This is a genomic window from Rhizobium sp. BR 249, from assembly GCF_047445895.1.
Lineage (GTDB): Bacteria > Pseudomonadota > Alphaproteobacteria > Rhizobiales > Rhizobiaceae > Rhizobium.
In genome coordinates, this window is sequence record NZ_JARWKX010000012.1 from 82791 (window position 1) to 102451 (window position 19661).

Annotated in this window: 22 protein-coding genes; 11 read left to right on the plus strand and 11 right to left on the minus strand. The window is 61.9% G+C overall.

The genetic code is table 11. The features are described from left to right. Nucleotides 1–3: 3 nt before the first annotated feature. From cysT to QD408_RS13475, 4 genes are all read left to right on the plus strand, one after another. Nucleotides 4–861 (plus strand): sulfate ABC transporter permease subunit CysT, encoded by an 858-nt coding sequence (gene cysT, locus QD408_RS13460; RefSeq protein ID WP_414139636.1) that lies wholly within the window; start codon nucleotides 4–6, stop codon nucleotides 859–861. Beyond that, entirely contained in the window at nucleotides 851–1723 is an 873-nt protein-coding gene (cysW, locus tag QD408_RS13465; RefSeq protein WP_088683735.1) for a sulfate ABC transporter permease subunit CysW, read from the plus strand. Before cysT ends, cysW begins: the two co-directional genes overlap by 11 nt. A 10-nt stretch (nucleotides 1724–1733) precedes the next feature. Further along, entirely contained in the window at nucleotides 1734–2774 is a 1041-nt protein-coding gene (locus tag QD408_RS13470; RefSeq protein ID WP_414139637.1) for a sulfate/molybdate ABC transporter ATP-binding protein, read from the plus strand. Nucleotides 2775–2935: 161 nt separating this feature from the next. After that, nucleotides 2936–3814: a cell wall hydrolase gene (locus tag QD408_RS13475; protein ID WP_414139638.1), complete on the plus strand. Its 879-nt coding sequence runs from the start codon at nucleotides 2936–2938 to the stop codon at nucleotides 3812–3814. A gap of 32 nt (nucleotides 3815–3846) precedes the next feature. On the opposite strand, the gene pepT is transcribed toward QD408_RS13475, so the two are convergent. From pepT to QD408_RS13510, 7 genes are all read right to left on the minus strand, one after another. Continuing rightward, nucleotides 3847–5079 carry a peptidase T gene (gene pepT, locus QD408_RS13480; protein WP_414139639.1) on the minus strand — a complete coding sequence of 411 codons (1233 nt, stop codon included), beginning with the start codon at nucleotides 5077–5079 and terminating at the stop codon, nucleotides 3847–3849. A gap of 94 nt (nucleotides 5080–5173) precedes the next feature. Continuing rightward, nucleotides 5174–6232 (minus strand): ABC transporter ATP-binding protein, encoded by a 1059-nt coding sequence (locus QD408_RS13485; RefSeq protein ID WP_414139640.1) that lies wholly within the window; start codon nucleotides 6230–6232, stop codon nucleotides 5174–5176. A 4-nt stretch (nucleotides 6233–6236) separates the two neighbouring features. Next, nucleotides 6237–7067: a carbohydrate ABC transporter permease gene (locus tag QD408_RS13490; protein WP_414139641.1), complete on the minus strand. Its 831-nt coding sequence runs from the start codon at nucleotides 7065–7067 to the stop codon at nucleotides 6237–6239. A gap of 4 nt (nucleotides 7068–7071) precedes the next feature. Continuing rightward, nucleotides 7072–8007 (minus strand): carbohydrate ABC transporter permease, encoded by a 936-nt coding sequence (locus tag QD408_RS13495; RefSeq protein WP_088683740.1) that lies wholly within the window; start codon nucleotides 8005–8007, stop codon nucleotides 7072–7074. A 190-nt stretch (nucleotides 8008–8197) separates the two neighbouring features. Next, nucleotides 8198–9457, minus strand: a complete 1260-nt coding sequence (locus QD408_RS13500) for an ABC transporter substrate-binding protein (RefSeq protein ID WP_414139642.1) — start codon at nucleotides 9455–9457, stop codon at nucleotides 8198–8200. Nucleotides 9458–9490: 33 nt separating this feature from the next. After that, the gene (locus QD408_RS13505; RefSeq protein ID WP_414139643.1) at nucleotides 9491–10663 is read right to left on the minus strand and encodes a PLP-dependent transferase; all 1173 of its coding nucleotides are present in this window, start codon (nucleotides 10661–10663) and stop codon (nucleotides 9491–9493) included. Beyond that, on the minus strand, nucleotides 10660–11382 hold the full coding sequence (locus tag QD408_RS13510; RefSeq protein ID WP_088683743.1) for a FadR/GntR family transcriptional regulator: 723 nt from the start codon (nucleotides 11380–11382) through the stop codon (nucleotides 10660–10662). The genes QD408_RS13505 and QD408_RS13510 overlap by 4 nt, the downstream gene beginning before the upstream one ends. Nucleotides 11383–11652: 270 nt before the next feature. On the opposite strand from QD408_RS13510, the gene QD408_RS13515 reads away from it, so the two are divergent. Further along, entirely contained in the window at nucleotides 11653–12234 is a 582-nt protein-coding gene (locus QD408_RS13515) for a hypothetical protein (RefSeq protein WP_414139644.1), read from the plus strand. On the opposite strand, the gene QD408_RS13520 is transcribed toward QD408_RS13515, so the two are convergent. Both QD408_RS13520 and QD408_RS13525 read right to left on the minus strand, forming a co-directional pair. Next, a complete protein-coding gene (locus QD408_RS13520) occupies nucleotides 12231–13046 on the minus strand; it encodes an endonuclease/exonuclease/phosphatase family protein (RefSeq protein ID WP_088683745.1) in 816 nt (271 codons plus the stop codon). The two genes, QD408_RS13515 and QD408_RS13520, sit on opposite strands and share 4 nt — an antisense overlap. 96 nt (nucleotides 13047–13142) lie before the next feature. Continuing rightward, the gene (locus QD408_RS13525) at nucleotides 13143–14606 is read right to left on the minus strand and encodes a phospholipase D-like domain-containing protein (protein WP_088683746.1); all 1464 of its coding nucleotides are present in this window, start codon (nucleotides 14604–14606) and stop codon (nucleotides 13143–13145) included. A gap of 162 nt (nucleotides 14607–14768) precedes the next feature. On the opposite strand from QD408_RS13525, the gene QD408_RS13530 reads away from it, so the two are divergent. The 6 genes from QD408_RS13530 to QD408_RS13555 all read left to right on the plus strand — a co-directional run bounded on the left by QD408_RS13530 (nucleotide 14769) and on the right by QD408_RS13555 (nucleotide 17755). Then, a complete protein-coding gene (locus tag QD408_RS13530) occupies nucleotides 14769–15410 on the plus strand; it encodes a UdgX family uracil-DNA binding protein (RefSeq protein ID WP_414139645.1) in 642 nt (213 codons plus the stop codon). 143 nt (nucleotides 15411–15553) lie between these two features. Continuing rightward, the gene (locus QD408_RS13535) at nucleotides 15554–15808 is read left to right on the plus strand and encodes a DUF2934 domain-containing protein (RefSeq protein WP_414139688.1); all 255 of its coding nucleotides are present in this window, start codon (nucleotides 15554–15556) and stop codon (nucleotides 15806–15808) included. A 250-nt stretch (nucleotides 15809–16058) separates the two neighbouring features. Next, on the plus strand, nucleotides 16059–16238 hold the full coding sequence (locus tag QD408_RS13540; RefSeq protein WP_088683749.1) for a hypothetical protein: 180 nt from the start codon (nucleotides 16059–16061) through the stop codon (nucleotides 16236–16238). Between the two features lie 141 nt (nucleotides 16239–16379). Continuing rightward, nucleotides 16380–16694, plus strand: coding sequence for a plasmid stabilization protein (locus QD408_RS13545; RefSeq protein ID WP_414139646.1), 315 nt, complete (start codon nucleotides 16380–16382; stop codon nucleotides 16692–16694). Between the two features lie 38 nt (nucleotides 16695–16732). Then, nucleotides 16733–17023, plus strand: coding sequence for a DUF3175 domain-containing protein (locus QD408_RS13550; protein WP_088683751.1), 291 nt, complete (start codon nucleotides 16733–16735; stop codon nucleotides 17021–17023). A 6-nt stretch (nucleotides 17024–17029) separates the two neighbouring features. Further along, entirely contained in the window at nucleotides 17030–17755 is a 726-nt protein-coding gene (locus QD408_RS13555) for a glutathione S-transferase (RefSeq protein WP_414139647.1), read from the plus strand. Nucleotides 17756–17767: 12 nt separating this feature from the next. Here the strand turns inward: QD408_RS13555 and ligD are convergent, their stop codons facing one another. Then, nucleotides 17768–18646: a non-homologous end-joining DNA ligase gene (ligD, locus tag QD408_RS13560; RefSeq protein WP_414139648.1), complete on the minus strand. Its 879-nt coding sequence runs from the start codon at nucleotides 18644–18646 to the stop codon at nucleotides 17768–17770. After that, nucleotides 18643–19650: a DNA topoisomerase IB gene (locus tag QD408_RS13565; protein ID WP_414139649.1), complete on the minus strand. Its 1008-nt coding sequence runs from the start codon at nucleotides 19648–19650 to the stop codon at nucleotides 18643–18645. The genes ligD and QD408_RS13565 overlap by 4 nt, the downstream gene beginning before the upstream one ends. Between the last annotated feature and the right edge of the window lie 11 nt (nucleotides 19651–19661).

Genomic DNA, 19661 nt, shown 5'->3' on the forward strand with positions numbered 1-19661 from the left:
TTCATGAAAGCACATAGCCCCATGCGGTGGCGGTTCAAGCGGCCGAGCGTCATTCCGGGTTTCGGAATGGCGCTCGGCCTTACCTTGACCTGGCTCACCCTTCTGATCCTCATCCCGCTCTCGGGCCTTGCCGTCCGGTCGAGCGCGCTCGGCTGGGAGAAATTCTGGTCGATCGCGGTCGATCCGCGCACGTTGAACGCGCTGCGCATCAGCTTCGGCAGCGCCTTCATCGCCGCGATCGTCAATGTCGTCTTCGGCATCATCCTCGCCTGGGTGCTGGTGCGTTACCGTTTCCCCGGCAAGCGCATCATCGATGCCATGGTCGACCTGCCCTTCGCGCTGCCGACCGCCGTTGCCGGCATCGCGCTGACGACGCTCTACGCGCCGAACGGCTGGATCGGCCAGTTCCTGACGCCGCTCGGCATCAAGATCGCCTTCACGCCGGCGGGCATCGTCGTGGCGCTGATCTTCGTCGGCCTGCCCTTCGTGGTGCGCACCGTGCAGCCCGTGATGGAGGAAATCGACAAGGAAGTGGAAGAGGCTGCGGCAACGCTCGGCGCCAACCGCTTCCAGACGATTTCCCGCGTGCTGCTGCCAGGACTGGCGCCCGCCGTGCTCACCGGCTTCGCGCTCGCCTTTGCCCGCGGCGTCGGCGAATACGGCTCGGTCATCTTCATCGCCGGCAACCTGCCGTTCAAATCGGAGATCGCACCGCTGCTGATCGTCATCAAACTCGAAGAGTATAACTATGCGGCAGCGACGGGCATCGCGGCGATCATGCTGATCATCTCGTTTGCGATGCTGCTCGTCATCAATCTCATCCAGAGCTGGAGCAGGCGGAGGTACGGCTATGGCGCTTGATACGACTGCTCAACCAGTCAAGCTGCGTTCGGTGACCACCGAAAACCGGATCGCACGCTACAGCCTGATCATCCTCTCGCTCGTCTTTCTGCTGCTGATCCTGCTGCTGCCGCTGACCGCCGTCTTCGTCGAAGCCTTCCGCAAGGGCGCCGGCCCCTTCATCGAAGCGCTCGGCGACGTGGAAACCTTCTCGGCGATCCGTCTGACACTGATCGTCGCCGGCATCAGCGTGCCGCTCAATCTCGTCTTCGGGGTCGCCGCCGCCTGGGCGATCGCCAAATTCGAGTTCAAGGGCAAAGCGTTTCTGACGACGCTGATCGACCTGCCTTTCTCGGTTTCGCCTGTCATATCGGGCCTGGTCTTCGTGCTTCTGTTCGGCGCCAATACATGGCTCGGTCACTGGCTCAGCGCCAACGACATCAAGATCCTGTTCGCCGTACCGGGGCTGGTGCTCGCAACCATGTTCGTCACCTTCCCCTTCGTCGCCCGCGAACTGATCCCGCTGATGCAGGAACAGGGAACGGCGGACGAGGAGGCAGCCCTTTCGCTCGGCGCCAGCGGCTGGCAGACCTTCTGGTACGTGACGCTGCCGAACATCAAATGGGGCCTGCTCTATGGCGTGCTGCTCTGCAACGCCCGCGCCATGGGCGAATTCGGCGCCGTGTCGGTCGTCTCCGGTCACATCCGCGGCCAGACGAATACCATGCCGCTGCAGGTCGAAATTCTCTACAACGAGTATAATTTCACCGGCGCTTTTGCCGTCGCCACGCTTTTGGCCTTGCTCGCGCTGGTGACTCTTGTTTTGAAGACGCTGCTGGAAATGCGCTACAGCGCGGAAATCTCCGCCAGCCGGCGGCACTGAAGGATTTGGAATGGAAGTACGCGTTCAAAACATCCGCAAGGAATTCGATCGTTTTCCGGCACTGCACGATGTCTCGCTCGGCATCCGCTCCGGCGAGCTGATCGCACTGCTCGGCCCTTCGGGCTCCGGCAAGACGACATTGCTGCGTCTGATCGCCGGCCTGGAAAGCCCGACGGAGGGACAGATCTTCTTCGGCGACGAGGATGCCTCCAAGAAGACAGTGCAGCAGCGCAACATCGGTTTCGTCTTCCAGCATTATGCCCTCTTTCGTTATATGACAGTGCTCGACAACGTCTCCTTCGGCCTGAAGGTCAGAAAGGGCGCGCGGCGGCCTCCCAAGGCCGACATTCGCCGGCGGGCGCTGGAACTGCTCGAGCTCGTGCAGCTTTCCGGCCTGGAGAAGCGTTATCCCGCGCAGCTTTCCGGCGGCCAGCGCCAGCGCGTGGCGCTCGCCCGCGCCATGGCGGTCGAGCCGAATGTGCTGCTGCTCGACGAACCCTTCGGCGCGCTCGATGCCCAGGTGCGCAAGGACCTGCGCAAATGGCTGCGCGAGATCCATGACCGCACCGGTCATACAACCGTCTTCGTCACCCACGACCAGGATGAGGCGCTGGAGCTAGCCGACCGCGTCGTCGTCATGAGCCAGGGCGCGATCGAACAGGTCGGCACGCCTGACGAGGTCTACGACAACCCGAATTCTCCCTTCGTCTTTGGCTTTATCGGCCAGTCGAATTGCCTGCAGGTCGAGATATCGGATGGCGACATCCGCTTCGACGGCCGCTCGCTCGGTCTGAATGCCGCCGGCGAGCCGGATGGCGCAGCTCAGCTCTATTTCCGCCCGCATGACGTCAGGCTTTGCGAATCAGCTGAGAACTGTATTGCCGGCCATCCGGTTTCCAGCCGCCGCGTGGCGGGCACCCGCCATATCGAACTCGATATCGGCAATGACCGCCCGCATATCGAAATCGAGCTGCCGCCGAGCGAGGCCGATCGGCTCGACCGCAACCGGGTGGCGTTCAAACCAACCCGCTGGAAGCTGTTTCGCGGCTGATCAGGAGTGGGAAACAGGGGATTGTCGCCGGAATCGTATTCGGCGAGAGTCCTTCAGGCTTTTTGTGATCACAAGTTGTTTGTATTTGTATCATATGACGAGTAAAAGATTTTCACGTTAATCATAAAGGGCTGGACTAATCCGATAGGAGGCACCTGGCGTTGAGGGCGGAGATTTCCTTTGGAAAATCCCTGATCGGGATTTTGTTCGTAGGACTGGCAGCCGCAAGCTGCACCACAACACAGAAGCCGGCGGCAACGGCGGCGAAGACCAAGACGACGCAGGTTCAACCCGCGAAAGTCACGTTCAATTATACGGCCAAGGATCGCGACTGCCTGAAGCGCGCGATGTATTTCGAATCGCAGCATTCCGACGAGGACGGCTACATGGCCGTCGGAACCGTCGTCATGAACCGGCTGACCTCAGGCGCCTATCCTCCGTCGATCTGCGGCGTCGTCGCCCAGGAACGGCAGTTTGCGCCCGGCGTGATGACGCGCGAAGTCAAGCCGCAAGCCGAAACACAGCTGACCACGGCGGCCGATGCGATCCTCTTGAAAGGCGCACGCCATCCTGCCGTGAAGGATGCGATGTTCTTCCACACCGAAGGACTGAAATTCCCTTACAACAACATGCATTATGTCACGGTCGCCGGCGGCAACGCCTTTTACGAGAAGCGCGATCCCAACGGCATGCTTCAAACCCCGCCTCCGCTGCCGTCCTATGAGGTGGCGATGAATTATGTGCCGGGCGAAACCATGCTGCCCCCGCAATTCGAGGCACTGATCCCCTCGGCGGTTCCCGTTCCCCTCCCGGCGCCTGATGTCATGGCGACGGCGAGCACGGTGTCCACGGTGAATACGATGCCCACGGCGCATGTTGCGCCCGTCGCCAATCCCATGCCGATGCCGATCACGGCGCCAGTGACCGCGCCGGAAACCTCGATCGAGCCCGAACCCGGCATGCCGATCGCGATCCCGACGCCACGCCCCGCCTATGACAGCGTGATGCTGCGCGGGGCTATCCCGAGGAACGGCGGCTAACGCCGTTTCAGTTTGAGTGAAATGAGCGCGACTTAAGCGCGCTCTTCCCAGACCCTTGCGAGTTCCACGATCGTCTGAACTGCCTTTTCCATATCCTGGCGGCTGACCCATTCCAGCGGCGAGTGGAAAGCGTGGCCGCCGGCGAAGATGTTCGGGCACGGCAGGCCCATGAAGGAGAGGCGCGAGCCATCGGTGCCGCCGCGAATGCTGCCGCGCACCGGCGTCATGCCGGCCCGCCGCACGGCTTCGATGGCGTTGTCGACGATCTCCGGATGGCGGTCGAGCACCACCTTCATGTTGCGATACTGCTCCTTCACCTGGAACTGATAGGTCGAGCCGGGATAGGCTGACATCACTTCCTTGACGATCGCTTCGAGCATGGCTTCCTTTTCAGCGAGCCCCTTTTCCGTGAAATCACGGATGATCAGGCTCAAGGACGCTTTCTCCATCGAGCCGGTCACGCCGACCGGATGGATGAAGCCCTGTTTGCCCTCCGTGGTCTCGGGCGCGATATCCCTCGGCAAGCGGTCGATGATGGCGCCTGCGATCTTGATGGCGTTTTCCATGCGGTCCTTGGCAAAGCCCGGATGAATCGCCACGCCGGATATGCTGATTTCGACGCCGTCCGCCGAGAAGGTTTCGTCCTCGATATGGCCTGATGTTTCGCCGTCCATCGTATAGGCGAAGTCGGCGCCGAGCTTCTTCAGGTCGACCTTGTTGACGCCGCGCCCGACTTCTTCGTCAGGCGTGAACAGGATCTTGACCGTCCCGTGCCGGATGGAGGGATTGCCGACGAGGATCGCGGCGGCCGTCATGATTTCCGCCAGTCCGGCCTTGTCGTCGGCGCCGAGCAATGTCGTTCCGTCGGTGGTGACGATATCGTTGCCGATCTGGTTTTTCAGCTCGGGATGTTCGGAAACACGAATTACCCGGCTGGTGTCGCCGACAAGCTGGATATCCCCACCCGCATAATTGCTGACGATCTGCGGCTTGACATCGGTGCCGCTGAAATCCGGCGCCGTATCCATATGCGAGCAGAAACAGATGACCGGAACCGGCTTATCGCTATTGGCCGGGATGGTCGCATAGACATAGCCATGCTCATCGAGATGCGCGTCGGAAAGGCCGATCTTCAGCAGCTCGTCGACCAGCACCCGGCCGAGATCCTTCTGCTTTTCGGTCGTCGGCTGCGCCGACGAGGATGGATCGGATTGCGTGTCGATCACGACATAGCGGAGAAAGCGGTCGAGAACAGTGTCGGTCATGTCAATCCAATCCAGCAGGGTCATCTGACGATATAGCCCTCGCGGGCGATACGGCAAAAGACTTTTCCGCGCGCCAAGCGTGAGGTTTCACCGCTCAGTCGACGCGTTTTCCCTCGGCATCGAACACATGCAGATATTGCGGCGGGAAAGCCACATTGACCTTCGGGCCGGCCTTCAGCGCCTCGCGGTTCAGCGTGAAGATCTTGAAAGGCAGGCCATGCAGGGCAAGGTGCAGGATAATGCCGAAGCCCGTGGGTTCGATGAGTTCCACATCCGTTGCAAGACCCGCCCCGTCATTCGTCATCAGCACATGCTCGGGCCGAATGCCGAGCGTCACCTTCGCCCCGTCGGAGAGAGCAAGCGGCCTTGCCAGCGGCACGATCGTTCCGTCCTTCAGCCGCACCCCGCCGGCGTCATAGATCGCGTCGAGGAAATTCATGCCCGGCGAGCCGATGAAGCCGGCGACGAAGAGATTGGCGGGGCGATCGTAGAGTTCCAGCGGACTGCCGACCTGCTGGACCACGCCGCCATGCATGGCGACGATCCGGTCGGCCAGCGTCATCGCCTCGATCTGGTCATGGGTCACGTAGATCGAGGTCGCCTTCAGATCGCCGTGCAGCTTCTTGATCTCGGCGCGCATCTGTTCGCGCAAGCGCGCGTCGAGGTTGGACAGCGGCTCGTCGAAGAGGAAGGCCTTCGGCTGGCGCACGATGGCGCGGCCCATGGCGACGCGCTGGCGCTGGCCGCCGGAAAGTGCCTTCGGCCGCCGTTCGAGCAACGGATCGAGGCCGAGTTTGGCGGCGGCCGCCGCCACTGCGCTGGCGATCTTCTCCTTCGCCGTCTTCCGGAGCTTCAGGCTGTAGCTCATATTGCCGGCGACGTTCATATGCGGATAGAGCGCATAGGACTGGAACACCATGGCAATGTCGCGATCCCTAGGGTGCAGCTCGTTCACTCTGGCGCCCGCAATGCGGATCTCGCCGCCGGTGACGTCCTCCAGCCCGGCGATCATGCGCAAGAGCGTGGACTTGCCGCAGCCGGAGGGGCCGACGAGCACGACGAATTCGCCGTCCCGGATCTTCAAATCGACGTCGTGCAGCACCTGCACGTGGCCATAGGCTTTGCGGATATTCTGGATATCGATCGATGCCATGTGTTTAACCCTTGACCGCGCCGGCCGTCAGGCCCTGGACGAGATAACGCTGGATGAGCAGGAAGAAGAGGCCGGCCGGAATGAGCGCCATGACGCCCGCCGCCATCATCTGCCCGAAATCCACCGAGAACTTCGAAACGAAGGTGAGAAGCCCGACCGGGAAAGTTGCCGCGTCATTGCCGTTGATCAGCATCAGCGCGAAGAGCAGCTCGCTCCAGGCGGCGGTGAAGACGAAGCCGAGCGTCGCGGCAATCCCCGGCAGCGTCAGCGGCAGGATGATCTGGCGAAACGCGGTGAACTGCGTCGCCCCGTCGATCATCGCCGCCTCTTCGAGATCCTTAGGAATGCCGTCGAAGAAGGACTGCATCAGGAAGGTGGCAAAGGGCACGTTAAAGGCGGTGTAGACGATGACTAGCCCGGTCAGGCTGTTCGTCAGATGCAAGGGCGACAGGATCTTGAAGATCGGCGCGACCAGCATGACGAGCGGGAACATCTGGGTCAGCAGCATCAGGGCGACAATCCAGTATTTCGCCCGGAAATTGAAGCGCGACAGCGCATAGCCGGAGAGCGAGGCGCAGATCGTCACCGTCACCGCCGTCGAGGCCGAGACGATCAGGCTGTTCTTGAAGAAGGTGGGAAAGGCGCTGTGCTGCAGCACGAAGGCATAATGATCCCAGCTCGTGCGCGACGGCCACATGCGCACGCCTTCGGTATAGAGCAGGTCGTTCGGCGTCACCGAGACCTTGAGCAGCCAGAACAGCGGGAAGAGCGCGAAAGCGATATAGCCGAGGATCGCCAGGCGGTGCGCTATCGTGGGAAGGACGGATCGTCTCATGGTCTCAATCCTTGTTCAGCAGCGTCTGCCGCAGCAGGATGATCAGCATCGAATAGGCGAGCAGCAGCGCCAGCAGCACCAGCGCGATCGCCGAGGCATAACCGAAATCGAGCCGTTTGAAGGCCGTCGTGAAGATGTAGCTCGCGACGATCTGCGTCCGGTCCGCCGGCCCGCCATTGGTCATGACGACGATGAGATCGGCGAAGTTGGAGATCCAGACGGTGCGCAAAAGCACGGTGATGGCGATCGTCGGCGCCAGAAACGGCAGGGTGATCGAGCGGAAACGCTGGAACCAGCCGGCGCCGTCGATCGAGGCGGCCTCGTAGAGATCGCGCGGGATCGCCTGCAGGGCGGCAAGCAGCGTGATGGCGAAGAACGGAATGCCCCACCAGACATTGGCGATGATCGGTCCCCACATCGCATAATTGGGATCGGAAAGAATATTGCCCGGCTCATGCATCAGCCCGAGCGCGAAGAGCCAGTGCGGGATCGGTCCGATGACAGGATTGAACAGCCAGGCCCAGTTGAGGCCGGCGAGGAAGGACGGCACGGCCCAAGGCAGGAAGACCAGCGCCTGCGCGATCGCCCGGCCCGGGAACGGCTTGTCGAGCAGCAGCGCCAGGATGAGCCCGAAGACGAATTGCAGCACGACGGAGGCGCCCGTCCACCAGAGCGTGTTCCTCAGCGCACCGTAGAAGGCCGCGTCACTCGCAAGCTCGCGGAAATGATCGAGCCCGATGAAGCCGCCGGAGAACGGATTGAGCAACTGGATGTCGCGGAAGGCGTAGGAAACGCCCAATGTCAGCGGCACCAGCATCACCGCGATGATCAGGATCAGCGACGGCGCACTGTAGAGATAGGGCTCCGAGGCATCGGCAAGGCGCCGCAGCCATGGCCTGCGGTCGCGACGCATGTCGAGCGTATCGGCGGAAATGGTCATCGGATTGCGGTTTCCATAATGTGTAGATCAAGCTTCGAATGCGCGTGCGGCCCCCTCATCCGACCCTACGGGCCACCTTCTCCCCGCTGGGGAGAAGGGAACGGAGACGTTGCGGCATTTCCCTTCTCCCCAGCGGGGAGAAGGTGCCGGCAGGCGGATGAGGGGGCTTCAATCTCAAAGCCCTCTATCTCTACTTCTTGCTCAGAAACTTCTGCTGCGCCTTGGTCAGATATTCCGCCCACTGGTCGGCCAGATCCTTCGCGGAGATATCGCCGAGCAGGGCCTGCTGCGAGGTCTTGATCGCCAGCGAATCCTTGAAGAAGGCGAATTCCTCGAGATAGGTCGGCATGACCGTCGGCACCGTGTTCGGGTCCGCCAGTTCCTCGAACCAGCCCTTGAACTGGTCACCGGCATAGAAGGGATCCTTCTCGGCCGCGGTATAGGCCGGCAAAGCGCCGATGCGCTTGTTCCACTCGATATTGCCTTCCGGCCCTTCGAGCGTGGCGATCAGCTTCCAGGAGAGATCCTTGTTCTCGCTCGTCGTGAACATCGACCAGCCGCCATAGCCGATGGTCGGGAAGGACTTGCCGTCAGGCCCCTTCGGCAGCGGCGCGACACCGAAATCCTCCTTCTTCATGCGCTCGGCGATGGCGATCAGCGCATCCGGATCTTGGTCGAGGAAAGCGCAGGTGCCGGAATAGAAGCCGGCGACGACTTCGTTGAACCCCCAGTTGACGCTGTCTTTCGGCGCATAGCCCTTCTTGTAGAGATCGACCATCCACTCGATGCCCTTTGCCCAGCCTTCGCTGTTCATGGTCGAGGTGCCGTCTTCCTTGAAGTACGTGTTGTCGCCTGCCATGGAGGCGGCAAAGATCATCCAGCCGTTCAGCCCGCCCGGTCCGCCGCGCATGCAGTAGCCGTATTTACCCGGCAGCTTGGAGACTTTTTCCGACGCGGCGGTGAATTCCTCCAGCGTCTTCGGCGGCGCGTCGACGCCGGCCTCGGCAAGCAGTTTCTTGTTGTAGAACATCGCCCTCAAATAGAAGCCGTAAGGCAGCATATAGGCGGTGTCCTTGACGTCGCGACCGAGTTCGAGCGCGCGCGGCGTCAGCTCCTTGGTGTGTTCCCATTTTTCGAGATAGGGCTCCAGGCTTTCGAGCATGCCGTTATTGGCATAGAGCGACAGCCAGGTATCGGGCATCTCCATCACATCGGGCACGTCGCCGGCCGATACCATGGTCGCGAACTTCTGGAAGGCTTCGTTCCAGGGCAGTGAAATGATTTCGACCTTGGTGCCGGGATTGGCGGCCTCGAACTTGCCGACGATCGACTTCAGCGTTTCCGTGCGCTCCGGGCTGGTGATGACTTCGACAAGCTTCAATGTCGTATCGGCAAAAGCCGTACCTGCCATCATTGAAGCAAAGAGCGTCGAGATTATTAGTTTTTTCATGCTCAGTTCCCCCTTTTCGGTTTCTCTCGGGTTTCAGGATCGTGAGGCGGCGGCGAGCGCCTCCTCGATGTCCCTCCACAGCGCCTCGGTTCCTTCGAGGCCGACATGGAGGCGTACGGATCGCGCATGAATGCCAAAGGCATGCGCGGAATTCGGCTGCGCTTTCTGCTGAAGCACCACCTCGCCCGGTACGATCAGGCTTTCATGCCCACCCCAGCTTACACCCAGTTTGAAAAGCTTGAGATGGTCGGCGAAGGCGCGGATATCGACGCCCTCGCGGAAGATGAAGGAAAACAGGCCCGAAGTGCCGTTGAGCCCGGCCGGCAACCGGTTGGCGAGCCCCGGATGGCAGACCGTCTCCACCACCTCGAGCCGCTGCAGGCGCCTGGCGATTTCAAGCGCGGAGGCCTCATGCGCCTTCATGCGCAGCGGCAGCGTGCGCAGGCCGCGGATCAGCAGCCAGGCGTCGAACGGCGAAAGCTTGCCGCCGAGATAGGGATAGGCCTCGGCCTTGATGCGCGCGATCATCTCCTTCGAGCCGGCAACGACGCCCGCCACCACATCGCTGTGGCCGCCGAGATATTTCGAGGCCGAATGGATGACGAGATCGACGCCGAGCGTCAGCGGCCGCTGGAAGAACGGGCTCGCCCAGCTGTTGTCGATCATCGAGACGGCGCCGTGATGCCTGGCGAGTGCCGCGAGCGCGCCGACGTCATGGGCTTCCATCACCCAGCTCGTCGGGCTTTCCAGGTACAGGACCTTGGCGCCGGGCAGCGCCCTGGCGACCGCCTCCTCGTCGCGACCGTCGACATAGGTCACTTCGATCTTCATCCGCTTCAGGATGGTGCCGAACAGGCGGAAGGCATCGGGATAGACGTGCTTGACGGCGACGATACGGTCACCGGGCTCGACGAAGCTCAGCACGGCCGAAGAGATCGCGGCCATGCCGCTCGCAAAGCCGAGCGCGTCCTCAGCACCTTCGAGCTTCGCCAGCATTTCCTCGAAAGCGCGCACCGTCGGGTTCAGCCCGCGCGTATAGATCGGGCGCACCTTCTCGCCGCGATAGGCGGCAATCATCTCGTCATAATCGGAAAAGGTGAAAAGCGAGGTCTGGAAGATCGGCGGCACGACGGCTTCGGCGAAGTTAGCTTCGTCGTGCGCCGTGATGAGGGAAGCAAGATCGAACGGTTCTGCGCCGTTGCTCATTTGGACATTTCCTTGATGTCTTCTTCGACGATGTCGAGAATTTTCAATGTTTCCGCGCGCGCCGCCTCCGGGTCCCGGGCAGCGATCGCGTTGAAAAGGGTGCGGTGAAAGGGAAAGGACCGCCGGGCGAAATCCTGCCGGTCGAACGGGTGCTCCCAGAAGCGCTCGAAGGTCTCGCGCATCTGTTCGAGAAGCTGGCGAAACAGCGGATTGTGGGTGGCATCATAGACGGCGAGGTGGAAGGCGAGATCCTCCGGCCCGGAGGTGCCTTTTTCCAAATGCACCCGCTCCATTTCATCAAGCTTTTCCTCGATGACGACCAGATCCTTCTCGGTGCGCCGCCGGGCCGCGACCATGCCGGCCTCGCATTCGATGCCGCGGCGGACCTCCAGCGTCTGCAGCAGCGCGTCGCGCAGATGCACCGCGTCGAACGACAGCGGCATATGGATCGTCGCCCGGGAAACCGGCTTCAGCAGATAGGTGCCGCTGCCCTTGCGCGTCTCGATGACGCCGAGCGCCTGAAAATGTCGGATCGCTTCGCGAATGGTCGAACGCCCGACGGCAAGCGCCGCCATCAGCTCGCGCTCCGCCGGCAAACGCTCCCCCGCCTGCAACCTCGCCTGCTCGACATAGTCCGCCAACGCATCGGTCACCTGACGCGCCCGGTCCATGACGGGAAGCGGCCGGATCACCGGCCTGTCGCTACGATTTGCCTTCATGGTTCCCCATTTTTCTTATCAGGCAGTCAGGCTTTGAAATTGGTCTGACATCTTAGCATTTCGCAAAGATGGTAAATCGTCAAGCCGTCTTGGCGACAGGAGCGAAAATTGATTAGCGGAGATGGTACAAGGCTATGCCGCGGCAGTCCCCCGAAACGTCCGTAGCCAACGGTTCGCCCTGAGAAACGCTTGCGACGACACAAGCCTCCATTGTACCTTCGAGCACCATGAGATGCTCTTGACATAAGCCCCGGGAACAGGCTCTGAAGCATGCGCGACTATGTAAAAAGCAAAGATTTTCATCGGCATATGCGGTCGCTGCTGGCTCCGCGATTTCAGGAGCTTGGCTGGGAATCGCAAACGGCCGGCAAGTGCAGCTTTGCCCGGGGCGGAAGGGTTTGTTGGCTGCAGGTATCGCAATATTCGAACAGCCTCATGGGCGCCAAATTTACGATCAACATGACCGAGGGCTCCAGCTCCGCCGGCAACACCAGAGTACTTTTTCGGCTGAACGAGGCGGATCGAGCGGTTGGCAGAGCTCTGGAAGAGGACATCATCGCGCGCCTGCCCAGGCCCGATCCTGATCCGGAGATTGAAGTGGTCGGGGATAACGGCGGGACCGTATTGGTGAAGCTCGGCGATCTCCCGCGAGCAAATTCACGCCAGTGGGAGGGTCCCGCCGATGTCTGGCTGCCTTATTTCAGCAAAGGCGATCTTGACGATTGGGCTGCTTTTCTCTTGCCTCGGCTCGAGCGGCTGATCGCACCTTCCTCGCCCGAAACAGTCGATCCGCAGCTGTGGGCCCAGCGGTTTCGCCGTATCATGGGTTTTTTCCGCTCCAAGCGAGGTTAGCCGGCCACCGGTTTCAAATCGACCAGCGCCTTGATCGGCAGATGATCGGACGCAATGCGCGCCAGCGGCGTGTCGTGCGCTTCCACCTCGGTGATGATCCCCTTGCGGTTGGCGATGATGCGGTCGAGCGCCAGAAGCGGCAGGCCGGCGGGAAAGCTCGGGACGGCAGGCGGCAGCGGGCCGAAGGCGGATTGGAAGGTGTTGAGCGAAGAGCGGTCGCCGAGCCGCCATTCGTTGAGGTCGCCGAGCAGGATGGTCGGCATCTCGTGCCTGTCCTTTATGAGTTCGACCAGCGTGTGGGCCTGCTGGGCTCTGCTATGGCGCAGCAGGCCGAAATGCGCGGCGATGATGCGAAGCACCCCGCCCTGCTCCAGCTCGATCTCGGCGACGAGCGCGCCGCGCGGCTCCAGCCCCGGCAGCTTGACCTGGTGCACGTCATGCACCAGCCCTTTCTTGAACAGCACGACATTGCCGTGCCAGCCATGCGCCTTCGCCATGCCGGCAACCGGCACCGGGATCAGCCCCGTCTCCCTTTCCAGCCGGCCGAGATCAAGGATGCCCGTGCGCTCGCCGAAGCGGGTGTCGGCCTCCTGCAGCGCGATCACGTCGGCGCCGATTTCATGGATCACTCGGCTGGTGCGCTCCGGATCGAAACGCCGGTCGGTGCCGACGCATTTGTGCACGTTATAGGAAGCGATCAGCGTTCCCGCGCTATGCGGCCTCGACTCCGTATAGGCGGGATCGAGCCGCTTTTTCCTGTTCCTGATCGAGGCAAGAATGCTGGAGGGAAGACTGTCTTTTCTGGCGTGCATCGGACGGCGCACTTGTTCCCCCGTTGATCAAAACGCTTCTGCCGGGAGTATAGGCCCGGCGACGGAACTTGCCATGTCCGATCTCAAAAAATCCGCTCAGAGATAGGGCGAACCCAGCCACAGCACCTTCTCGAGCAGCCGCACCGGAAAGGGCCGCGCGCGCAGCCCGTCGAGCGTCACCGGCGTTGCCGATTTCAGGGTTTCCTCGATGTGCTCGTCGATTTCGGTGACGAAACCCTCGTTCAGCACTTCGAGATCGACCTCGAAATTCAGCCTGAGCGAACGCGGGTCGAGATTGGATGAGCCGACATAGGCCCAGGTGCCGTCGATCGTCAGCAGCTTCGAATGGCTGAAGCTGCCGGTCGACCGCCAGATGCGGCAGTAATTCTTGAGGATCTGGTCGAATTGCGCCGTCATCGCCCGGTCGACCAGCAGCAGGTTGTTGACCGCAGGCACGATGATATCGACCTCGACACCGCGCCGTGCCGCCGTCACCAGGGCGCCGATCAGCTCGCGGTCCGGCAGGAAATAGGGCGACATGATGCGGATCGACTGGCGCGCCACGGAAAAGGCGCCCGTCAGCATCTTGTGGTTCGTCTCGAGGCTGCGGTCCGGCCCGGAGGCGACGACCCGCATCAGGATCGGATCGCCGGGGTTGCGCTCCGGCGGCTCGATGCGCCAGGCCTCGCCGTTCAACAGTTCCTGCGTGGAGAAGCGCCAGTCTTCGGCAGCAAGGTCGAAGAGGTCGGCAACGACAGGGCCGGTGACGCTGAAATGCGTGTCGTGGGCGAAGGTCTCACCCGTCGCCTCCTCGCTGAACCCAGCCCGGATGTTCATGCCGCCCGTCAGCGCAATGCGGCCGTCGACGATCAGGATCTTGCGGTGGGTGCGCAGATTGGCATAGGGAAGCCTCAGGCCCATGATGACGTTGCCGTTGAAAACGGCGACAGTGACGCCGCCCTCCTTGAGATAGCCGAGAATGCTCGGCACCGAATAACGCGCACCGACCGCGTCGATCAGCACCCGGACCTCCACGCCGCGCCTGACGGCCGCAATCAGCGCGTCGGCGATCCGAAGCCCGATGACGTCGCGGTCGAAAATATAGGTTTCGAGCAGGATGCCGCGCGTCGCCTCGTCGATGGCCGATTTCATCGCCGCATAGGCCTCGTCGCCGGTTTCCAGCACGTCTATCGTATTGCCCGAGGTCAGCGGATTGCGCGTCACCCGGTCGCCGAGCGTCTGCAACGCCGCGAAGCGGCGGCCGTACTGGCTGATCACCGTCTCGGCCTCGGCATCGAAGGTTTCCAGCTCGTCGATCTCGGCCGCGCGCAGCAGCGCGTCGCGGCGGATGCCCAGCGATTTCCGGCGAATGCGGTTGATGCCGGCAATCGCGTAGAGCAGCGCGCCGATGATCGGCGAAAGCATGATGACGCCGACCCAGCCGATCGCGGCGCGCACCTCTTCCTTGGTCATGGCGGCATGGATCGCCGCCGCGGCCCCCATGGCGATCGAAACGACAAAGAGGATATGCGGCCAGTAGGTCGACAGGAGATAGAACATCGCTGGCAAATATAGCTGGGAAACGGCGGCGTTCAATTGCGCCGCCGCTCTCTCATGACGCGAAATTTTTCGCCGTGATCATTTTGCCGCCCCTGCGCCTGTTTCACCGCGGGAACAATCCCGGTGCGGATCGATTGATCCCAAGGAGATGAGGATCGCACCATGAACATCGCCGCAAATGTCGGTCCCGCCTTGGCGCTCGAAGTCGCGGATGCGGAAAGCATCGCCGAACTCCGGCATCAGGCCGAAGGCTGTACCCGCTGTGATCTCTACAGAAATGCCACGCAGATCGTCTTCGGCGAAGGCCTGGGGAAGGCCGAGATCGTCCTCGTCGGCGAGCAGCCGGGCGACCAGGAGGATCTGGCCGGCAGGCCTTTCGTCGGCCCTGCCGGCCGCCTGCTCGACCGCTGCCTCGAAGAAGCCGGCATCGAGCGCCCGCGCTGCTACGTCACCAATGCGGTCAAGCACTTCAAGTTCACGCCGCGCGGCAAGCGGCGGCTGCATTCGAAGCCGAATGCCGGCGAGATCAGGCGTTGCGCCTGGTGGCTCGGGGCCGAGCTCAATATCATCAAGCCGAAACTCGTCGTGGCGCTCGGTGCGACCGCGCTTTATGCGCTGCTCGGGCCGAAGGCGAAGCTGACGCCGGAACGCGGGCATATCCTCTACCCGGCAAACCATCCGCCCGTGCTGGTGACCATCCACCCCTCCTATCTCCTGCGCATCCGCGATGAGGAGGACCGGCGCCGGCAGCGACGGGATTTCGTCTCAGATCTGCACAAGGCGGCGGAGTTTCGGCCGCGATAAACGCCGTTTCATAACCCTGATATGCTGCAATGCGAAATATTTCCGGTTGCGGCGCGATTTCGCTTGAAACAGCCCCGCTCCTCTGGAACCATCTCACCCAGTATCGCGTTCGAACGACGGCATCATGTGACTGGAGATCAGCGATGGCAGAAACTCGGGAAGAGTGGATCAAAAAACGTGCATACGCCCTCTGGGAAGAAGAGGGCCATCCAACGGGGCGAGATTCCATCCATTGGGAACAGGCACGACACGAGCGCGATGCGCTTGACGGTTCGGCCAGAGCTTCCGACGGCAAGGTGGCAAAGCCCAGGGCAAAACGCACCGTCGTTAGCGCCAAGACGAACGGCGGCGTGACGCCGGCGCCGAAACGGACCGCGAGCCGCAAGACGGCGTCCTGAGAGCAGGAATACCAAGCACAGCAATGAAAGAGGGGCGTCGTTGCGGCGCCCTTCGATATCATGTGTCATACGCCTGAATCAGTTGTGCCTTATTGAATTGCGGAGGTGGGGATTCCATGCGGGGGTGAACAAAAGCCGGATGACGCTGCAAGTTTCGAGGCTTCCCCAAAAAGTCGATTCCACACCCGATAAATCCGAAGTCCATTCCGGCTTCACAGCCAGCAACCGCGTTCAGGCCGGGATGTAAGGGATGGAGATGTCACTCGTGCTCATCGCGGCCTTGCTCTATCTCGGTCTCGCGCTCGGTTTCATCCTTGTCGTCGACAATCTCGTCGGATTGATTTTCCGCGATCCGCGCGCGCCGGCACAACCGTCCCTCTTCGATCTTGGCCGCGCCTTCGCTGCGTCGCAAAAACTCTATCGAAAATAAAGTTCACTGCGGCGTCCTCCGGATCGACCATGGTGTTGGGCGCCCGCCCGGCCCGTTGAAGAGCTCCGAGCTTGCCCGATAGGGCCGGAACTTTTGGAAGCGCCGCCGGTTCAACCTCTTTGCAAACCAGAGGAGGCGACGATGCCGAGAGGTGACAAATCCGACTATACCGACAAGCAGAAACGCAAAGCCGAGCACATCGAGGAGAGCTACGAGGAGCGCGGCGTTTCCGAGACGGAAGCCGAACGGCGGGCCTGGGCGACCGTCAACAAGGAAAGCGGCGGCGGCAACAAATCCGGTTCCGGCCGCGGCAAGAAGGATACGCACGAATCCTCCGAAAAGGGTGGCCGCATCGGCGGCGCTGCATCCGCCGCCCGCTCGAAGGAGGAGAAATCGGCTTCCGCCAAGAAGGCAGCCGCGACGCGCAAGCGCCATGAACACCATACCCACCATTAGCAAAGCCCGCCGGACGCATCCGGCAAAGGAATTCAGCCATGGCCAAATCGAAGAAGAAATGGTCGCAGGACGTTACCGAACACAGCAACGCAATGGACCTTAGGGAAGGCGTATTCAAGTCGGACGATCCAAAGAAGATCGCCCGCTCGGTCAAGCATTCCGCCGAGGAGAGCGATCGCCGCAAGTCGAGCCCATTCCGCGCCGCAATGTCGATGCTGACCTTCTATATCAACCGAGCCGGCGAGCAATTGACGAAGAAGCAGCGCGGCACCCTTGAAAAAGCCAAGGACGAACTGCGAAAAGACTTCGGTCGGAAGCCGAAAGGTTAGGGGCAGATGGCATACGAGCTTTACTATTGGGACGGCATTCAGGGCCGCGGCGAATTCGTTCGGCTGGCGCTGGAGGAAGCCGGAGCCGAATACATCGACGTCGCCCGCGAGCCGGGGCGCGGGACCGGCGCGATGCTGGCGATCATGAAGAGCGAAAGCGAGCCGCACATTCCCTTTGCGCCGCCTTTCCTGAAGGACGGCGATCTCATCATCCCGCACGTCGCCAACATCCTCTTCTATCTCGGCCCGAAGCTCGGCCTGACACCTGAAGACGAAGGCCTTCGCTACGTCGCCAACGGCCTGCAGCTCACCGTCACCGATTTCGTCGCCGAAGTGCACGACACGCACCATCCGATCGACACCTCGCTCTACTACGAGGACCAGAAGCAGGAGGCGAAAGCCCGCTCCGCCGCCTTCATCCGCGAGCGCATTCCGAAATTCCTCGGCTATTTCGAGCGCGTGCTGCGGCAAAATCCCGAAGGAACCAACCACCTGGTCGGCGGCGCGCTCACCTATGTCGACCTGTCGCTCTTCCAGGTGATCGAGGGCTTGAGCTATGCCTTTCCGAAGGCCATAGCGAAGCGCAGGGCGGAATATCCCGGCCTGCTCGCCCTGCATGGTGCGGTGGCGAAGCGTCCGAACATTGCCCGCTATCTCGCATCCCCTCGCCGCCTCGCCTTCAACGAGGAAGGGATCTTCCGGCATTATCCCGAGCTCGATGGTTCGGAATGACTTGAGATCCGTTCAATCCAGCGGCACGGCCGCATCGAAGAAATCACCCCAGGGGTCCGATGGCCGTGTCTGCAGGCGCTGCGGCACGTTGGCGAGCGTGAAAGCCGTTGGACCTGTCACGTCATGCAATTCACGCCAATCGAGCGGCATCGAAACCGGGGCACCCGGCCGCGCCCGTGTCGAATAGGCTGCGACCGCCGTGTTGCCGCGGCCGTTGCGGAGATAGTCGATATAGATGTGTCCGCCGCGCTTTGCTTTCGTCGCGGTTGCCAGATACTTCTCCGGCGCGTCGGTCGCCATGCTCTCGGCAAGCGAATGGGCGAAATCCTTCACCTCGGTCCAGCCGGCCTTCGGCGCAAGCGGTGTCACCACATGCAGCCCCTTGCCGCCCGAGGTCTTGACGAAGGCGGCAAGACCGCGTGCTTCCAGCCGCGCCTTCACGTCAAGCGCAGCCGCGATCACCGCATCCCAGGCGACATCCTCGCCGGGATCGAGGTCCATGGTGATCATATCGGGTTTTTCCCAATGGCCGGTCGTCGTGCCCCAGGGATGGATTTCCAGCACGGCCGATTGCACCAGCGCCACGAGCCCGTCGAAATCGGCAATACGCAGCAGCTTTTCGCCGTCAACATCCTGGGGATCGGCGATCTCCTCGATATGGGCGTTCATGCCCTTCCAGGCATGTTTCTGGAAAAAACGCTGATGGCTTTTGATCCCGTCCGGCAGACGCAGCAGCGCCAGGGGCCGATTGACGAGATAAGGCGCCATGAAGCGCCAGACCTCGGCGTAATAATCCGCCAGCCCCTGCTTCGTCACGCCTTCGTCCGGCCAGTAGAGCCGGTCGGGGTGGGTCAACGATACGTCCGATTTTAGCGAATTGCTCGGGCTCATCCTTCGATCTCGCGTGTCAGGAAATCAAGTAGCCTGTTTTCCCCCGCGCGCAAGCCGCGCAACGGCTCGCCGCCATCCTCGGGAAGCGAATGGTCGTTGCCGGCAAGCGCGATGATCGCGGGATGGATATAGCTCGAGCGCGAGATCGCCGGCGTGTTGTGCAGCGCTTCGGCCGCGGCCTCCGACATTTCCTTCACCGTCGGCCGGCCGCCTCCCATGATCTTTTCGCGCGCCGCACCGAAAGCCGCCAGCGAGCCGGCCCAGGTGCGGAAGGTTTTCGCCGAAATGGGGATGTCCGATATCTCGGCGAGGTAAGCGTTCAGCCGGCCGGAATCGACCGGTTTCAACGCTCCGCTCTCGTCCTTCCAGACGAAAAGCTGACGGCCGGGCAGATCCGCTATCTCCTCCAGGATCTTCTGCAGCCGGGGATGCCTGAGACTGCGCTGGACGCGCTTGCCGCCCTTGGCGCGAAACTTCAGCTCGATCTGCCCGTCGACGATCTTCAGGTGCCGCTTGAGCAGGGTCGTCGCGCCATAGGTGCCGTTTTCCCGGACATAGGCCTGATTGCCGACGCGCAAGTGCGCCTCGTCGAGCAGCGTCGTCAAAGCCGCAAGCACGCCGTTGATATCCTCCGCGCCGGTGTCGAGATGGCGCAGCACTGTGCGGCGTATCTTCGGCAGCGCCCGGCCGAATTCGATCAGCTGGTGGAATTTCCCGGCGCTGCGGAAGGACTGCCAGTCCTTGTGATAGCGATATTGCTTGCGCCCGCGCGCATCGAAACCCGTCGCCTGCAGATGGCCATTCTCGTAAAGACAGATCCAGACATTCTCATAGGCCGGCGGCAGGCCGAGCGCGCCGATGCGCGCCCGCTGCAATTCGTCGGCAAGCGTCGTGCCGTCTGGCATCACATAGCTGAAGCCCTTGCCCTTCCTGCGCCGGCGGATGCCGGGTTCGGTATCGCTGACATAGACAAGGCCAAGATCGGTGATCGCTTCGGCATTCATGCTTCGGGCAA

Bases quoted from the DNA above. Each gene is read 5' to 3' on its own strand.
- cysT (WP_414139636.1), top strand. From the start codon at position 4: ATGAAAGCACATAGCCCCATGCGGTGGCGGTTCAAGCGGCCGAGCGTC.
- cysW (WP_088683735.1), top strand. From the start codon at position 851: ATGGCGCTTGATACGACTGCTCAACCAGTCAAGCTGCGTTCGGTGACC.
- QD408_RS13470 (WP_414139637.1), top strand. From the start codon at position 1,734: ATGGAAGTACGCGTTCAAAACATCCGCAAGGAATTCGATCGTTTTCCG.
- pepT (WP_414139639.1), bottom strand. From the start codon at position 5,079: ATGACCGACACTGTTCTCGACCGCTTTCTCCGCTATGTCGTGATCGAC.
- QD408_RS13485 (WP_414139640.1), bottom strand. From the start codon at position 6,232: ATGGCATCGATCGATATCCAGAATATCCGCAAAGCCTATGGCCACGTG.
- QD408_RS13490 (WP_414139641.1), bottom strand. From the start codon at position 7,067: ATGAGACGATCCGTCCTTCCCACGATAGCGCACCGCCTGGCGATCCTC.
- QD408_RS13495 (WP_088683740.1), bottom strand. From the start codon at position 8,007: ATGACCATTTCCGCCGATACGCTCGACATGCGTCGCGACCGCAGGCCA.
- QD408_RS13500 (WP_414139642.1), bottom strand. From the start codon at position 9,457: ATGAAAAAACTAATAATCTCGACGCTCTTTGCTTCAATGATGGCAGGT.
- QD408_RS13505 (WP_414139643.1), bottom strand. From the start codon at position 10,663: ATGAGCAACGGCGCAGAACCGTTCGATCTTGCTTCCCTCATCACGGCG.
- QD408_RS13510 (WP_088683743.1), bottom strand. From the start codon at position 11,382: ATGAAGGCAAATCGTAGCGACAGGCCGGTGATCCGGCCGCTTCCCGTC.
- QD408_RS13515 (WP_414139644.1), top strand. From the start codon at position 11,653: ATGCGCGACTATGTAAAAAGCAAAGATTTTCATCGGCATATGCGGTCG.
- QD408_RS13520 (WP_088683745.1), bottom strand. From the start codon at position 13,046: ATGCACGCCAGAAAAGACAGTCTTCCCTCCAGCATTCTTGCCTCGATC.
- QD408_RS13525 (WP_088683746.1), bottom strand. From the start codon at position 14,606: ATGTTCTATCTCCTGTCGACCTACTGGCCGCATATCCTCTTTGTCGTT.
- QD408_RS13530 (WP_414139645.1), top strand. From the start codon at position 14,769: ATGAACATCGCCGCAAATGTCGGTCCCGCCTTGGCGCTCGAAGTCGCG.
- QD408_RS13535 (WP_414139688.1), top strand. From the start codon at position 15,554: ATGGCAGAAACTCGGGAAGAGTGGATCAAAAAACGTGCATACGCCCTC.
- QD408_RS13540 (WP_088683749.1), top strand. From the start codon at position 16,059: ATGGAGATGTCACTCGTGCTCATCGCGGCCTTGCTCTATCTCGGTCTC.
- QD408_RS13545 (WP_414139646.1), top strand. From the start codon at position 16,380: ATGCCGAGAGGTGACAAATCCGACTATACCGACAAGCAGAAACGCAAA.
- QD408_RS13550 (WP_088683751.1), top strand. From the start codon at position 16,733: ATGGCCAAATCGAAGAAGAAATGGTCGCAGGACGTTACCGAACACAGC.
- QD408_RS13555 (WP_414139647.1), top strand. From the start codon at position 17,030: ATGGCATACGAGCTTTACTATTGGGACGGCATTCAGGGCCGCGGCGAA.
- ligD (WP_414139648.1), bottom strand. From the start codon at position 18,646: ATGAGCCCGAGCAATTCGCTAAAATCGGACGTATCGTTGACCCACCCC.
- QD408_RS13565 (WP_414139649.1), bottom strand. From the start codon at position 19,650: ATGAATGCCGAAGCGATCACCGATCTTGGCCTTGTCTATGTCAGCGAT.